Origin of the sequence: Streptomyces sp. NBC_00459 (genome assembly GCF_036013955.1) — a bacterium.
Taxonomy (GTDB): Bacteria; Actinomycetota; Actinomycetes; order Streptomycetales; family Streptomycetaceae; genus Streptomyces.
In genome coordinates this window covers 7,417,588-7,430,134 of the sequence record NZ_CP107903.1, presented here as the reverse complement: position 1 = coordinate 7,430,134, position 12,547 = coordinate 7,417,588, and the positions used below count along the sequence as shown (strand labels likewise).

Genomic DNA, 12,547 nt, shown 5'->3' with positions numbered 1-12,547 from the left:
AGGTACGGAGATGTGTGTGGCTGTCGGCGATGGCGATGGCGTCGGCGTCAGTGCCGCAGACGCGCGACGAGGTGCAGCCGGTCCGCGTCGGTCGTCTCACCCGGCAACTCGCCCTCCTGCCAGGAGGGTTCGGTTCGCGGGCCCGGCCCGTCGTGCAGTTCGAGTACGTCGAAACCGTGCGCGGCGAGGACGTGACGCAGCTCCAGTGGGAACAACAGCCGCCAGGCTGACCGCTGTTGACTGGGCGGCGTACCGTCGTCGGCCGTCCAGTCCCGTACCCGGCGCAGTAGCCCGGCCGTCCGGTCCACGGTGAGTGTGGTGACGGAGCGGTAGGCGGTGCCCTGCCAGGTGAAGCCTCCGACGGCCGGGGTGTCGAGCAGGTCGGTGCGCCCGAGGAAGTAGGCGCCGTTGCGCATCTCGGCGACGAGTAGGCCGTCGGGGGTAAGGGCTCGTCGGCAGGAGGCGAGGAATCCGTCGAGCTGTTCGTTGGTGTGGCAGTACAGAAGCGCGCTGTCGAGACAGACGACGGCGTCGAAGGCGCCGGTGCCCAGTTCGAACCCGGTGAGATCGGCGCCGACGTACTCAGGGCCGGGGTGCTTCTCGCGGGCGTGCGTCAGCATCGCCTCGGAGAGGTCGGCTCCGGTGACGGTCCGCCCGGCGCTGTGCAGATACTCGGCGTCGCGTCCCGTGCCGCACCCGATGTCGAGCACACGTGACCCGCCTCCGTGCCGGCGCAGACAGTCCTCGGCCCAGCGCCCGGCCAGCCGGTCGGGGTCGGGGAAGCGCGCCTCGTACAGCTCGGGGTGGTCGGTGAGCAGGTTGCCACTGCTCACAGGACGTTTCCCGGCAGGACTGTTCACAGAGCGGTCCGTGTCATCACGGTTCACAGCACCTTCCTGGGTATCGCTGTTCACACCGCGCTCCTCTCCGACACGGGCGCCGGGCTCGCCGGCAGTGCCCCCAGCCGGTGCAGCCAGGCCACGCCCCCGGCCGACGCGAGGCCGAACACCGCGCAGCACGCCCAGGGCAGCCATTCGGAGCTGCCCCGGTCACCGGCGTCCATGGCCCATCCCACGACCGTGTTGCCGACGGCGGCGGCGACGCCGGAGACGACGTAGAAGATGCCGAAGTAGGTACCCGTCAGCTCGGGCCGGCCGAAGCCGGGGATCAGCTCCATGACGAACGGTGAGGCGACCATCACGCCGAGGTTGAGGATCAGCACCCCCACCAGAACGGGTACGGCGGCCCACCACGACCCGTCTCCCGCCCCCGCCACCAGCATCGGCGGGACGAACGCCAGCCCCATCAGTGCCAGCCCCGCCGCGATCCAACGAGCCCTTGCGCCACGGGACTTGAGCGATCGGGTGATCCGGAGCTGGAAGGCGAGGTTGGCGAGTGTGCCGACGAGGAAGACGAGGCCCGCCGCGCCGTCCCAGCCGGTGGCCCGGCGGGCGCCGTCGGGGAGGAGCAGGTAGAGCTGGTTCTCCAGGGTGAACATGCCGACCATCGCGAGCGCGAACGCCACGAATACACGGTTGCCCACCACCTCGCGCCAGTCGGCGAGGACACCGCTCTTCGCGGGTTCGACCTTCCGGGCGGGCAGAACGAGGGCCTGGGCGACCGTGAGGACCGCGAAGATACCGGCGGCGGTGAGCGCGGACGCCCGGAAGTCGACGAGGAGCAGCGCGCTGCCGAGCAGCGGGCCGACCAGCGCACCTGTCGTGGCGAAGACGTTGAACAGCGCGAACGCCTCCGCCTTGTGGCCCCCTGCCTCCTGAGCGAGGTAGGCCCGTACCGCCGGGTTGAACAGCGCCCCGGCCAGCCCGCTCAGCACGGACGCGGCCAGCAGCACCGGCAATCCGTCGCCGAGCGCGAACAGCCCGAACCCGACCGTCCGCAGCCCGCACCCGGCGATGATCACCCCACGTGCGCCGAGCCGGTCGGCGGCGGAACCGCCGATGATGAACAGGCCCTGCTGGCTGAGGTTGCGCACCCCGAGGACGATGCCGACGACGGCCGCCGACATCCCGAGGTCCTCGCTGAGGTGGGTCGCGAGGTAGGGGATCAGAAGGTAGAAGCCGGTATTGACGCCGAGTTGGTTGACGAGGAGCAGTTGGACGGCGAGCGGGAAGCGCCGCATCTCACGCAGCGTCCCCATGCCCGACCCCCTTTGCTCCTGGCGCCTCTGCTCCGAGCGCCTGCGTTCCGGACCCTTGGACCCCGGTCTCCTCAACTCCGAGTCCGGGTCTGCCACTTGTCCGTACGAGGCCGTCGGTGCCACCGATTCCGGACCACGGGTCCCGGGCCAGCAGCAGATGTCCGTCCAGGTCGGTCCAGCGGGCGCGGTCGGCGAGATGGACGGCGGGGGCGATGCCGAGGGTGCTGGCGGTGAGGCAGCCGAGCATCAACCCCGTACCGCTGCCCTCGATCAACCCGGCGATCCGCAGGGCCGCGTGCACCCCGCCGCACTTGGCGAGCTTGACGTTGATGCCGTGCACGCGCCCGGCGAGCCGCCGCGCGTCCTGAAGGTCCACCGCGTCCTCGTCGGCGATGAGCGGCACCGGCGACCACTCGGCCAGGGCCCCGAAGGCCTCCGGGTCGCCGGGGACAACCGGCTGTTCCACCGCCTCGACGCCGAGTTCGGCGAACCGGGGCAGCAACTCCCGTGCCTGGGTGATGCTCCAGGCCCCGTTGGGGTCGAGGAGCAGACGTACGCCGGGCGCCGCGTCCCGGATGACACGTACGCGCTCCACGTCGTCCTCCGGGTCGGGCGCCCCCGCCTTGACCTTGACGATCCGGAAGCCGCTCGCGGCGAGCCGTCGGGCCTCTTCGGCCGCCTTCCGCACCGAGGTGATGCCTATGGTGCGGGCGGTCGCGGCGACGGGCGCGGCGGACGCGCCCAGCAGCCGGTGCACGGGGACGCCGGCGCGTTTGCCGACGAGGTCGAGGAGCGCGGACTCGACGGCGGCGGTGACAGCGGCCGGTGTGTTGCCGTCACCCGCCAACTCCCCTGCCCGCAGAGCCTCCAGGGCGTCCTCGGGGTCGGCGAAGCGGCTCAACTCCACTTCCCCGAGGTGCCGTTGGAGCGTGTCGGCGTCGAGGCCGTAGTACACGCTGGTGACGGCTTCACCGTGGCCGTGCAGCCCCTCGTGTTCGATGCCGAGCCACACGGCGTCGCGGGCGGCCATGGTGGAGCGGGAGATGCGCAGCGGCTCGGTGAGTTCGAGGCGGACGGTGCGCAGGCTGGCCTTCACTGGTTCCTTTCCTGCGGGGAGAGCGGGTCGGTCACACGGGTGCAGCGCACCCAGCCGGTGGCCTCGGCGGCGCGGGGGTGCGGTATCTCGACCGGGCGGGTGACCGCCGTGTTCGGGTCGAGACCGTGGGCTAGGGCGAAGTCGTCGTCGTAGACGGTGCCGAGGTAGCGGTGCGGACCGTCGGGGAAGACGGTGGCGACGACGGCGCCGGGGTGGACGCGGGCCGCCCAGGCGGCGACGCGGGCGACGGCGCCGGTGCTCCAGCCGCCGCTGACGAAGCTTTCGCGGGCGAGTCTGCGGCAGCTGTCCACGGCTTCGGCGGGGCCGACCCAGTGGACCTCGTCGAAGGCGTCGTAGGCGACGTTTCGCGGGTGGATGCTGCTGCCGAGGCCGCGCATCAGGCGGGGCCGGGCGGGCTGGCCGAAGATGGTGGAACCGGTCGCGTCGACGCCGATGAGCCGCAGTGCGGGCCAGCGCCGGCGCAGTGGTCCGGTGATTCCGGCACTGTGCCCGCCGGTGCCGACACTGCACACCAGAATGTCCAAGTGGTCGAGCTGGGCGGTGAGTTCGGCGGCCAGGGAGGCGTATCCGGCGATGTTGTCGGGGTTGTTGTACTGGTCCGGCCAGTAGGCGTCGGGCAGCGCGGCAAGGAGTTCACGCAGGCGGGTGAGTCGCGCCGCCTGCCAGCCGCCCGGTGTGGCCGGCCGGTCGACGATCTCCAGCCGTACTCCGTGCGAGCGCAGCAACTGCCGCATGGAAGGTTCCAGTTCGCTGTCGCCGACCAGTACGACGGGGTGCCCGAGTGCCTGCCCGGCGAAGGCGAGCCCGACTCCGAGGGTGCCGGAGGTGGACTCCACCACCGATGCGCCGGGGCGCAGTTCGCCCCGTTCACGGGCACCGAGGAGCATGGACACGGCGGCGCGTGCCTTCATCCCGCCCGCCCCGAGCCCTTCGAGTTTGGCCCAGAACCCCGGTTGCGGGCGCGGGAGTTCGGCGGTGATCCGGGCGAGTGGGGTGTGTCCGAGGAGCGCCAGCAGCTCATGGCGTGCGGCAGGGGCGGAACGTAGGGCGGTGGTGGTCATCGCAGGCCGCTCCCGCCGTAGCAGTGGATGGCGCCGGGGCCGCCGTCGAGCCAGAAGAAGGGGTACGGCTCCGCGCACACCGCGCTCACACCGTGCCCGAGGAAGCGGGGCAGGATCGCGCTGCCGGTCTGGGCGAACATCACCAACTGCCGTCCGTGCGCGAGTGCGTGGCGCCGAAGCGGCTCGAACGTCCCGTTGCCGAGTGTCATCCCGGAGGCGAGTACGGCGTCACAGTGTCCGCTCTCCAGCTCGGCGAGGGCGTCGGTGGCCACCGGCTCGCCCCACTCCGTCGCGCCGCCTTTCAGATCGCACGCCACATAGTTCAGCCCGCGTGAACGCAGCGCCTCCAGAAGGGAGTTGACGACGCCGACGACGAGGACCGTGGCCCCGGCGGGCAGGTCGAGCAGCGCCACGACGGTCTGCGCCCGGGCCCTCGACTTCGCCAGCGAGGACCCCGCCGGGAGCCGTACCGTCCGGGCGCCGTGCTCGGGGGTGTGCGGGGTGATGTGCATGAGGTAGGCGTCGAGGGCGGCCACACGCACCGGCAGCAGGGGGTGTCGGAGGAGCCCGGCGATCTCCGCGCCGACGCAGGTGTCGATCGCGCTGTCCGGCAGCTCTCCGGGTTCGACCGCGCACGACCCGACTGCCGCGCCCAGCCGCAGACTGAGCACCTCGTTGCGGTACCCGCTCCCCCGCCCCTCGTGCCGTACGGCCTGCCGGGTGGAGAAGGCCACGGCGATGCGCAGACCCGCCGGATCGGGTCCCAGCTCACCGGCGAGGGCACGGTCGGCCAACCCGTCGTAGGAAACCGCTGAGGCGACTGGCGAGAAGAGCTCCGTACCGGCCGCCGGGGCGACAGTCGACGTACGCGGTCCGGCGTTCACTTGATCACCAGTCCGGCGCGCAGCGTGTCCAGCAGGGAGTCGACGCGGGCGCGGGCACCGAGTCCGTCCGGGTCGGCCGCCATGACATGCCCCAGGTACTCGTTGTTGCTGCCGGCCGCCCTGACGATGGCTCCGGGTTCGGTGAGCTGCACCTCCAGCACGCCTTCCTGGGCGCGGAGTCGGTCTCCGCCGGTCAGCGACTCCAACCGCCCCTCCGTCTCCGGGACGAGAAAGCCGATGGCGGCGCTGCGCAGACCCGTTTCGGTGCGGCGCAGGTCGGGGGCGTGGCCGAGGGAGACGTCCACGAAGGCGGCGGCGAGGTCGATGCCGGTGACATGGCGGACGAGTTCGGTGATCCGGTTGCCGGCCGGGCGGGGGTTCACCTCGATGACACGCGGCCCCGTGGAGGTCAGCTTGATCTCCGTGTGCGCCACGACGCCCTCCACCAGACCGAGCGCCTTCAGTGCGGCCAGCGCGGTCTGCTCGGCGGCCTCGGTGTCGGCGGCCGAGAGCGCGGCCGGGAACATGTGGCCGGTCTCGATGAAGGCGGGCGCTCCGCCGATGCTCTTGTCGGTCACGCCCACCACCTGCACCGCGCCCGCACAGGACACGGTCTCGACGCTCACCTCGGGCCCGTCGAGGAGCTCTTCGAGGAGTACGACGGGCGGGCGCCGCTGCCCCCGGGCGTTGACCGGGAACGCGCTCAACGCCCTGCACGCCTCGGCGAGTTGGGCCTCGTCGTCGACGCGGCGGACGTACATCCCCGCACACAGGTCGACCGGCTTGACGACCAGCGGATATCCGATGGCTGCGGCCTCGCGCACGATGTCGGCCCACTCCTCGCACACGGCGAAGCGCGGCCCGGGCACCCCGGCGTCCGCCAGCACACGCCGGGTGGCGTCCTTGCGGCAGGCGTTCTCCACGGCTTCGGGGCCGGATCCCGGCAACCCGAGATGCCCGGCGATCCGGGCGACCGTGGGCAGGTAGTAGTCGCACGAGGTGATCACCCCGTCGAAGCCGAACACCCCGTGCAACCGCTCGACGTACGGCAGCAGTTCGCCGAGATCGTTGGTGTCGGCGGTGACCACGTTGCGGGCACCGAGCAGCGGATGCGCGGCTCCTTCGGGCGCACTGCGCAGGTAGTGGTGCAGGTCACGGGTGAGGAACGTGAACTCGTGCCCGCTCTCCCGGATCGCTCGCGGCAGCAGCCTGCTCATCGATCCGACCCAGCTCTCGACCACCAGCAAATGAGCCACAACTCCCCTTTCCACCCTGACGGTTGCGGCCGTCAGGGCAGCGCGAAAGCGCCCCCGTCAGGGAGGGCTCCGGACTTGACCGTGGACACGTTATCGATAATCGTTTTCATTGTCATCTGATGACCCGACGATTGCCGAATCCGATACCGGAACCGAGATTGCGAGACCCGTGCCCCGTCCCCCACGCCGTTCGGCCCTGCTGTGCGCCCTCCTGGCAGGCACCACAGCCCTTCTCCCCGCACCGACGGCCCAGGCCGCTGCCGCCCCCATCAGCTTCGACACCTGTCCCGACTCCGTACCGAGACCGGCGGCGCCCGAGACCGTCGAGTGCGGCTGGGTCGACGTACCCCTGAACTGGGACGCTCCGGCGGACGGCCCACGGCTGCGGATCGCCGTCTCCCGGGTCCGCGCCTCCGGTACGGCCGTCGAACGTCGCGGCATCCTGCTGGTGAACCCGGGCGGCCCGGGCGGCTCCGGGCTGCCGTACGCGGTCACGAAGCGGGCGAAGCTGCCCGAGAGCGTGCGGCGCGCCTACGACGTGATCGGCTTCGATCCACGGGGCACCGGCCTGAGTTCACCCGCCGACTGCGGTGCGATGGGGGGCCTGTTCGACAGCGACCGTCCGCACGCGGACCCCGTACCCGTGGGCCCCCGGGCCGAGTCGGCGTACCTGCGCTCGCTGCGCGCCCTGGCGGACGACTGCGCGGCGGGCGTCGGCGACGAGGCGCTGCCTCACCTCTCCACGGAGCAGACCGCGCGGGACATGGACGCGATCCGTGCCGCTCTCGGCGAGCGCCGGACGAGCTTCCTCGGTGTCTCGTACGGGAGTTATCTGGGTGCCGCCTACGCGGCCCGATTCCCCTACCGGGTAGGGAGGATGGTGCTGGACAGTGTCGTCGGCCCGTGGGACTGGTACCGCTTCGACGTCGTCCAGAGCCGGGCTCTGCTGCGCCAGCGCGACACCTTCTTCGACTGGACCGCCCGGCACCCGGACCGATTCGGGCTCGGCGACGACGCCGGGACGGTGCGCGGCGCGTATCTGCGGGTGCGGGACTCACTTCGTGAGCGGCCCGTGGACGGGTTCGGGGCTGCGGCCTTCGACCGGGCCGTCTACCGCGCCCTCGGCCGGACCGAACGCTGGGCGGGACTGGCCGACGGACTGCGTACGTATCTGCGGGACGGTACGCCGGGCACCCTGCGGCCCACGACCGCCCTCGACTCGCCGGACTCCCGCATCTTCGAGGCGGCGAACCGGACGGTGAAGTGCGCCGACGGACCCGGCCCCGCCCCCGCCCGCGTCCTGGCCGACCTCCGCCGCACACGACGGCTGGACCCACAGCCCGTGCTGACCGGCATGGAGGCGTCGGCCTGCGCCTTCTGGCACCACCGGCCCGCCCGCCGTACGGCCCTGGGCAGCCCGGCCGCCCCGCCCGTCCTGCTGATCGCCTCCGCCCACGACCCGGTCACCCCGATCGAGGGCGCGCGCGAACTGCGCCGCCTGCTGCCCGGCTCCCGTCTGGTCACCCTCGACGACGACTACTCCCACGGCGTGTTCGCGAGCCGGGGCAACGCGTGCGTGGACTCGACGGCCGCGACCTATCTGGTCGACGGGCGGTCGCCCACCGCGGATGTGCGGTGTGCGGGACCGGGGCTGCCGACGGTGACCGGTCCGTAGCCGGCACCGCGGTGTACCCCGTCACGGCCGGAAAGGGCCGGTCGACGGGGTACGCGCGGGCCAGGGATCGGCCGCCCACCGGGGTTACGACAGCTGCGACTGCACCTGCGAGGAGATCAGCTCCAGGTGGTCCAGGTCGTCGAGGTCGAGGATCTGCAGGTAGATCCGCTGGGACCCGACCTCCGCGTACCGGCCGATCTTCTCCACCACCTCGGCCGGGGAGCCCGCCAGTCCGTTGGCCTTCAGTTCGTCGACCTCGCGGCCGATCGCGGCGGCACGACGGGCCAGTTCCCGGTCGTCCTTGCCGACACAGGCCACGAGCGCGTTCGAGTACGTCAGCTCGTCGGCCTTGCGGCCCGCCCGCTCGGCCGCCGCACGCACCCGGCCGAACTGGCGCTCGGTGTCCTCGACCGACGAGAACGGCATGTTGAACTCGTCGGCGTACTGCGCGGTCAGCCGCGGGGTACGGGCCGCACCGTGACCGCCGACGAGTACAGGGATCTTCGCCTGCGCGGGCTTCGGGAGGGCCGGCGAGTCGGTGAGGTCGTAGTGCGTGCCGTGGTGGCTGAACGTCTCGCCCGCCTCGGTCCCCCACAGGCCGGTGACGATCGCCAGCTGCTCTTCGAGACGGGCGAACCTCTCCTGCGGGAACGGGATGCCGTACGCCTTGTGCTCCTCCTCGAACCAGCCCGCACCCAGGCCGAGTTCGACCCGGCCGCCGGACATCTGGTCGACCTGCGCGACCTGGATCGCCAGGACGCCGGGAAGTCGGAAGGTGGCGGCCGTCATCAGGGTGCCGAGGCGGATGCGCCTGGTCTCCCGGGCGATTCCGGCAAGGGTGATCCAGGCGTCGGTGGGGCCGGGCAGGCCGTCCCCCGAACCCATGTGGAGGTAGTGGTCGGAGCGGAAGAACGCGTCGAAACCAAGGTCCTCGGTGGCCTTCGCCACGGCGAGCAGGGTGTCGTAGGTCGCGCCTTGCTGGGGTTCGGTGAAGATGCGAAGATCCATGCCCCCATCCTGCACTCGGACCCCGGTCAACCTCACCGGCACCCCCCGCCCCACGCCTCCCCGGGCGGGTGAAAAACCGTCAACCGCGTGCGAGGTGCGGGTCCGTACCAGTGACCCTCCACCGCGATGATCGTTGGCTCGGGCGGAGCCGGCCCGACCGGCGCCCGCGCCGGCACCGACCGGTCGGCCAGTTCGATTGCCGGCCCGCTCGCTCCGGGGCGCACCCGCGTCGGCTCCCCCGGGAGCCAGGGGCCTAGGAGGCCGTCCGTTGTCCGAAGAAGTCGTGCCGCAGCAGGCGGGGCCCGCACAGCCGAAGGGGCTGCTGCAGCAGATGGAGGAGCTGATGGCCGCTCTCAACGCAGATCTTTCCGCACTCGACGCGGATTTCCAGTCGGCGGGGGTGTCGTCGACGTCCGCGGAGGAGCCTGAGGCTGGTTGAGGCCGACCCCTGCTGGGAGCTCACTCTCCAGACAGGCCGGTGCGTCCGGGCCGGGCTGAAAAGCTCGGCCCCTGCCTGAAGGGGTCGCGGGGAACCGCGCGACCGGCCCCCGCCGGCCCGCACCAAGCCCGTCACGCCCCGCGGAGCGCCTACCCGGCCACCCGCTCCGCTCCCCCCGTCGCCTCCTTGGCCGCCAGTTTGCGCAGCATTTCCAGGACCCGGTCGCGGGACTCGTCCGCCGCGTCGATCGATTCCATGCACTGCCAGTACGTCGTCTCGTTGTCGGCCGCGCTGGCGATGCCGACCAGGGCCATGCCGGCCTCGCCGAGGAGCGCGCCGAGGCACATGAGGGCCTGGCGTGCGTCGCCCAGCTCGGTGAGCTGGGCCGCGCGTAACGCGCCGTCGGCGAGAGGCGGTTCGTCCAGTACGCCGCAGCCTCGGCCCGCCAGTTCGGTCAACCCCAGTGCCTCGCCCCGCAGTTCGGGCGGCCCGGTGACGGCGAGGCGGCTGCCTATCGCCTGTGCGAGGGCCTGTGCCTGCCACACCTCCGTCAGGGTCTGAGGCACACCTTCGCTGCTCGCGAGGGCACGTCTGCTCGTCAGGATGAGCCGCACCGCGTCCATGCGCTGCCCCCGTCTGTCCCCGACGCGCTGTTCGCACGTCCGCCCGAACCCAACCGTCCACTACCCAGAGTGAAGGCCTGTGGGACGAAAAGCCAGAGGAAGGCGGAAATCTGCGGACAACAAATAGAGAAAGGACCGGATCTCGACTCCGTAGAGTAACTACTCCTTTGTCGGGAACCTCTGTTCGTTGCGGTCGATCTTCGCGTCGAGGGCAGCCAGCGCGTCGATCCCGAGCACCTCGCACAGTTGGAGCAGATACGCGAGCACGTCCGCGACCTCGTCCGTCACGCGGTGGGCGGTGTCCGGGTCGTCCATCACCCGTGCCGACTCCTCGGGCGTCAACCACTGGAAGATCTCGACCAGTTCGGACGCCTCCACGCTGAGCGCGGCGGCGAGGTTCTTGGGGGTGTGGAAGGGCTGCCAGTTCCGTGCCGCCGCGAAGTCGGCCAGCCTGCGCTGGAGTTTCGCCAGGTCCAACCCGTCGCCGCGCTCCGGGTGTTCGAACTGCTCGGAGCCTTCACTGCGTTCCTGATCCGTCACGGCTCCAGGTGTACCACCGTCACCCCCGGCACCTCCTCCGCCCAGGACGCGTCGCTCACCGTCCCGAGGAGGCGGATGTGCCCGCGGTCGCACATCCGGGCCGCGAGCCGCAGGAGTTCCGCGCGCTGCCGTACGTCCAGCGAGCGGTCGAAGCCGTCGGCCAGGACCGTGAGCGTCTGGAGGGCGTCGGGCACCTCGCCGGGCCGGTCGACCGCCAGCACATCGGGACCGGTGAGCAGGACCAGCGCCAGACCCGCGTATCTCAACTCGCCGTCGCCCAGCCTGCCGAAGTGGGTGAGCGGACCGTCTCCCCGGTCGAGTACGGCACGCACGCGACCGTCGGCGACCTCGTCGGCGCGTACGTCCGAGACCGGGCCGGCGCAGCCCTCGCGGACGGCGCCGACCAACAGCCCGTGGCGGATGGCGCATTCGGACCGGGTGCGCCAGAGGACCTCGGCCAGGTTGTCGCAGCCCGGCAGGAGCCGCCCGCTGCTCACCGGCACCGCCGCGCGCATCCGGTCGGGCCGGGGATCGCAGGCGAAGACGGAGCGCAGGGCGACCACCATCTGCTCGGCGGCGGCGATGACCTGGCGCTGGCCGTCGGTCTTCCCGGCCACCCGCAACGGCAGCAGGGCCGTACCGAGCCGGTCGTCCGGCATCGGGGCGCGGGTGACCGACGCCGAACCGGCGGTGTGCCAGGCGGCCTGGACGGTGCGCCGGCTGGGATCGCGCAGGGCCGTCTCCAGCAGGACCACCCCGCCCGCGCTCAACCGCTCGCCCACGATGCGGAGTTCGGGTTCGGCCTGGACGGCGACGTCGAGCAGTACGGGACCCTCGGGGCCGTCCGCCGTACAGCCGATGCGGAAGCCGCGCCGACGCTGGGCGTCGGGCCGGGCGCGTTCCGGTACGCAGGCCGCCGGGTCCGGGAACGCCTCTTCGACGGCGGCGCCGGAGCCGAGGCGGGCCAGCGACTCGTACGCCCTGAGGGCGGTCGACTTGCCGCCGCCGCTCGGCCCGGCGAGAAGGGTGAGCCGCCCGAGCGGGAACCTGGCCCGGCGGTGCCCCGCGTAGGCGGACAGCCTCAGCTCGGTGACGCTCGGCCGCTCGGGACGCGCCGCCCCCTGCACTGCGGGGGCCGGGGCGGGCGGTAAGTCCAGTGGCAGGGTCATATCCGGACCGTAGGCCTCCGCCCGCGAGGCGAACCGTTCCGTCCGCCGCACCTTCCTACGAACGGGGGACGGATCTCGTGACGAACCCGGTCTCAGTGCCCCGGGACTCCCGCTCCCCCCATGAGCCCCCCGACCTCGGTGCCGGGCGGGGTGAGAAGGAACACGTTCCGGTCGACCCGGTGCATCCCGCTCGCGAGACCGAAGACGACACCCGTGCTGAAATCGAGGACCCGCTTGGCGGTGTCCGGCTCGGCGCCCGTCAGATCGAGGAGTACCGGTATGCCCGCCATCAGCGTCTCGGCGACCTCGCGCGCGTCCGCGAAGACGTTGACGCGCAGGACGACGAAACGGCGTCTGGCCTCGGTCTCCGCCTCGGGTATCGACCGGTGTCCCACCGCGGACGGCCAGGCGTCCCGGCCTCTCAGCGGTACGACCTGGGCGAGCCCCTCCCACTGTTCGTCGGTGGCGTCGTGGCTTCTCATCGGCACACTCCGCCCTGGCTCGCACTGACTGTCTGCATCAGCCAATTCTTACTCATGGTCACCCGATCGGCCCAATACGACACGCTCAGCGACCCCCTGTGTGAGAAAAATCCGAACACCTATACGTACCTCACA

At 71.7% G+C, this 12,547-nt stretch carries 13 protein-coding genes; 2 read left to right on the top strand and 11 right to left on the bottom strand.

Annotated elements, in window-relative coordinates; genetic code table 11:
• Positions 1–47: 47 nt before the first annotated feature.
• The 6 genes from OHN74_RS32880 to OHN74_RS32855 form a co-directional block, all read right to left on the bottom strand.
• Positions 48–833 (bottom strand): class I SAM-dependent DNA methyltransferase, encoded by a 786-nt coding sequence (locus OHN74_RS32880; RefSeq protein WP_327698186.1) that lies wholly within the window; start codon positions 831–833, stop codon positions 48–50.
• A 77-nt stretch (positions 834–910) separates the two neighbouring features.
• Positions 911–2,158, bottom strand: a complete 1,248-nt coding sequence (locus OHN74_RS32875; RefSeq protein ID WP_327698185.1) for an MFS transporter — start codon at positions 2,156–2,158, stop codon at positions 911–913.
• Positions 2,142–3,254: a dipeptide epimerase gene (locus OHN74_RS32870; RefSeq protein WP_327698184.1), complete on the bottom strand. Its 1,113-nt coding sequence runs from the start codon at positions 3,252–3,254 to the stop codon at positions 2,142–2,144. The genes OHN74_RS32875 and OHN74_RS32870 overlap by 17 nt, the downstream gene beginning before the upstream one ends.
• Positions 3,251–4,336 (bottom strand): PLP-dependent cysteine synthase family protein, encoded by a 1,086-nt coding sequence (locus OHN74_RS32865; protein WP_327698183.1) that lies wholly within the window; start codon positions 4,334–4,336, stop codon positions 3,251–3,253. The genes OHN74_RS32870 and OHN74_RS32865 overlap by 4 nt, the downstream gene beginning before the upstream one ends.
• Positions 4,333–5,130: a Rossmann-like domain-containing protein gene (locus tag OHN74_RS32860; RefSeq protein ID WP_327700359.1), complete on the bottom strand. Its 798-nt coding sequence runs from the start codon at positions 5,128–5,130 to the stop codon at positions 4,333–4,335. The genes OHN74_RS32865 and OHN74_RS32860 overlap by 4 nt, the downstream gene beginning before the upstream one ends.
• A gap of 86 nt (positions 5,131–5,216) precedes the next feature.
• Entirely contained in the window at positions 5,217–6,476 is a 1,260-nt protein-coding gene (locus OHN74_RS32855) for an ATP-grasp domain-containing protein (protein ID WP_327698182.1), read from the bottom strand.
• Between the two features lie 169 nt (positions 6,477–6,645).
• On the opposite strand from OHN74_RS32855, the gene OHN74_RS32850 reads away from it, so the two are divergent.
• Entirely contained in the window at positions 6,646–8,151 is a 1,506-nt protein-coding gene (locus OHN74_RS32850) for an alpha/beta hydrolase (protein WP_327698181.1), read from the top strand.
• 84 nt (positions 8,152–8,235) lie between these two features.
• On the opposite strand, the gene OHN74_RS32845 is transcribed toward OHN74_RS32850, so the two are convergent.
• Positions 8,236–9,159: an LLM class F420-dependent oxidoreductase gene (locus OHN74_RS32845; RefSeq protein ID WP_327698180.1), complete on the bottom strand. Its 924-nt coding sequence runs from the start codon at positions 9,157–9,159 to the stop codon at positions 8,236–8,238.
• 268 nt (positions 9,160–9,427) lie between these two features.
• Between OHN74_RS32845 and OHN74_RS32840 the strand changes: the two genes are divergently transcribed.
• Positions 9,428–9,598: a hypothetical protein gene (locus OHN74_RS32840; RefSeq protein WP_327698179.1), complete on the top strand. Its 171-nt coding sequence runs from the start codon at positions 9,428–9,430 to the stop codon at positions 9,596–9,598.
• 149 nt (positions 9,599–9,747) lie between these two features.
• Here OHN74_RS32840 and OHN74_RS32835 read toward each other — a convergent pair whose 3' ends face one another.
• From OHN74_RS32835 to OHN74_RS32820, 4 genes are all read right to left on the bottom strand, one after another.
• Positions 9,748–10,221, bottom strand: a complete 474-nt coding sequence (locus OHN74_RS32835; RefSeq protein ID WP_327698178.1) for a DUF6099 family protein — start codon at positions 10,219–10,221, stop codon at positions 9,748–9,750.
• A 159-nt stretch (positions 10,222–10,380) separates the two neighbouring features.
• Complete coding sequence (locus OHN74_RS32830) at positions 10,381–10,698, bottom strand: nucleotide pyrophosphohydrolase (RefSeq protein ID WP_327700358.1); 318 nt, start codon at positions 10,696–10,698, stop codon at positions 10,381–10,383.
• 59 nt (positions 10,699–10,757) lie between these two features.
• Positions 10,758–11,930, bottom strand: a complete 1,173-nt coding sequence (locus tag OHN74_RS32825; RefSeq protein WP_327698177.1) for an ATP-binding protein — start codon at positions 11,928–11,930, stop codon at positions 10,758–10,760.
• Positions 11,931–12,022: 92 nt separating this feature from the next.
• Entirely contained in the window at positions 12,023–12,412 is a 390-nt protein-coding gene (locus OHN74_RS32820) for a cell division protein SepF (protein WP_327698176.1), read from the bottom strand.
• Positions 12,413–12,547: the final 135 nt, after the last annotated feature.

What these genes read in the sequence shown, in the direction of transcription:
- OHN74_RS32875 (WP_327698185.1), bottom strand. Translation starts at nt 2,158, where the DNA reads ATGGGGACGCTGCGTGAGATGCGGCGCTTCCCGCTCGCCGTCCAACTG.
- OHN74_RS32865 (WP_327698183.1), bottom strand. Translation starts at nt 4,336, where the DNA reads ATGACCACCACCGCCCTACGTTCCGCCCCTGCCGCACGCCATGAGCTG.
- OHN74_RS32845 (WP_327698180.1), bottom strand. Translation starts at nt 9,159, where the DNA reads ATGGATCTTCGCATCTTCACCGAACCCCAGCAAGGCGCGACCTACGAC.
- OHN74_RS32835 (WP_327698178.1), bottom strand. Translation starts at nt 10,221, where the DNA reads ATGGACGCGGTGCGGCTCATCCTGACGAGCAGACGTGCCCTCGCGAGC.
- OHN74_RS32825 (WP_327698177.1), bottom strand. Translation starts at nt 11,930, where the DNA reads ATGACCCTGCCACTGGACTTACCGCCCGCCCCGGCCCCCGCAGTGCAG.
- OHN74_RS32820 (WP_327698176.1), bottom strand. Translation starts at nt 12,412, where the DNA reads ATGAGAAGCCACGACGCCACCGACGAACAGTGGGAGGGGCTCGCCCAG.